A 1,848-nucleotide genomic window follows, 5' to 3' on the forward strand; every position below is an offset into this window, starting at 1 on the left:
ACTGATACAGTGCTGTTCGTTGTTTCTCCCCCTCCCGGTTCAGGAAGTTGCGTGTCCATTGACCTGCCTGAACCTCAATTTCGACTTCGATTAACTCCTCTGGATTACCGTTAAGGTCATTCTGGTACTGCTCTTTGACGTTCACAATCCAGATCAGCGATCGCTCAACAATGGTCAGATCTAGGTAGCCCTCCTGCCACTGAATCTTTGCTCCCAAGGTTCCTAACACCCATGCCAGGTCTGCGATCGCCTTGAGTTTGTCAGCCTTCTTGAGCTTGTTGCCCTTATGAATCCCCAAGATTTTGATCAAATCACTTCCTAAAAGGGTGAATGTCTCCTTCCACGGTTCCTTCTGTTGGGCGGCGTAGGTTGCGAAAACGGCGTGGAGGCGAGCAGCGTGGATTCCATAAAGCCGGAGAATTTCAGGTTCAGCAAAGCTAGTAATGAAACCAGGTTGGTGTTTCTGTTTATTGAGGATATAGAACTCAACATGCCGCCCTTTGCCGAAGGAGCGGTGGAAGTAAAGGCGGTTCTCTTCGTATTCGTTCCAATCGGGATGCTTCAAGAAGGCTTGAGTTGCACTAATGACCGGTGCGCCGGTCGCCGTCATTTCAACCTGCTTGTGTGTGAACAGGGGAAGCTTGGTTTGAGTGTGCGTTCGCGCTCGGCTGGCTCGCTTCCTACCGCCTTTCGCTCGACTTGCAGAAATATCGCTGATCTCCAACTGAGAGTCAGGACTTGCGGCTTGTGAACGTTTAGGTTTGCTGCTAGCGGAAGGCATTGGGGCACCTAGTCAATACAACATCAAGTGGTCAGCAGGAGAAGCGGTGACAACATAGTCATCAATCTGGATTTCTGAATTTAGTAGAAGAGGAAATCCAACTGCCTCACGATTGTCCCGGAGGGGACTTTGGTGAATCTGGCTTGATCTTGCCCTGCTGCTCCGCATCGTCTACTGCTTTTTGCAGGACATAGCTAGCTTGCCCGGCGACTGATCGGTCTTCGGTTTCTGCCCACTCCTCCAGCTTTTTATAAGTAGAGTCCGGTAGCGAAATGGTAATTCGCTTGGTCATGGAATCAAGATTAAATTGGTCATCCATGAATACTACCCCTACATTAATTTAACAGTTTGTTAGATGCAGATCATCTGCTAATCTGATGCTATACTACATCAATCACTTTTGAAAATTGAGCGATCGCCTTAACCAAGCCGAACAATATGACAGAACCTAAATACTTTCTTGCGCCTATAACTTTGCCAGACCCATTTCCTGAGTATTTCCCATCTCCTAAATTTCACACTGGGTAGGAAGTCGTATGAGCAAAGACTCCCGCACGGATTTGGGCAAGTTATTGGGCAAGTTTTTGCGGCTGGTGTTTCGGTTCAGGCAGTCGGACACCACTATGCAGTTCGGCTAGCTTCTGAAAGCTCCTCAAGGCTTATGTCTAGCAGTAGACCCTGTTGGCGAATTATTTCTTCATGTCCGAACTACCCATTCCGTCGTTGTTCAATTCAAAAAACTCAATTAGTTTCAGCCGGAGAATGACGAATATTAGAGCTTTCAGGGTATTAAGCAATGTTTCGCCAACAGCCCTCATGATCGCGATCGCTCACCAGCACCGATGAAAATCGAGGCGATTTACAAGTCACTATCCGCTTCAAAACGTAAGCCGAGAAGAATGAAGCTGACCAAAGCTCACTCAATTTAATGACAGCAGAGCTTTGAGAGCATTACGTAGCCACATCGGCATGACCATCACACCCATTGATACAAGCAGATTGCTATGGCAGAAACCCTAACCTCATCTACCGAGTTCTCTTTACCTCTACCCGAGCAGTTTCCACAC

General features: G+C 47.7%; 2 protein-coding genes. Both read right to left on the reverse strand.

What is annotated here, in order from left to right:
• Positions 1-781 (reverse strand): hypothetical protein (locus H6F93_RS12120; protein ID WP_199313661.1); only part of this gene is annotated, 781 nt, incomplete at its 3' end.
• Positions 782-887: 106 nt separating this feature from the next.
• A complete protein-coding gene (locus H6F93_RS12125) occupies positions 888-1,100 on the reverse strand; it encodes a ribbon-helix-helix domain-containing protein (RefSeq protein ID WP_190681033.1) in 213 nt (70 codons plus the stop codon).
• Positions 1,101-1,848: the final 748 nt, after the last annotated feature.

The organism is Leptolyngbya sp. FACHB-671, assembly GCF_014695745.1.
Taxonomy (GTDB): domain Bacteria; phylum Cyanobacteriota; class Cyanobacteriia; order Elainellales; family Elainellaceae; genus JAAUTN01.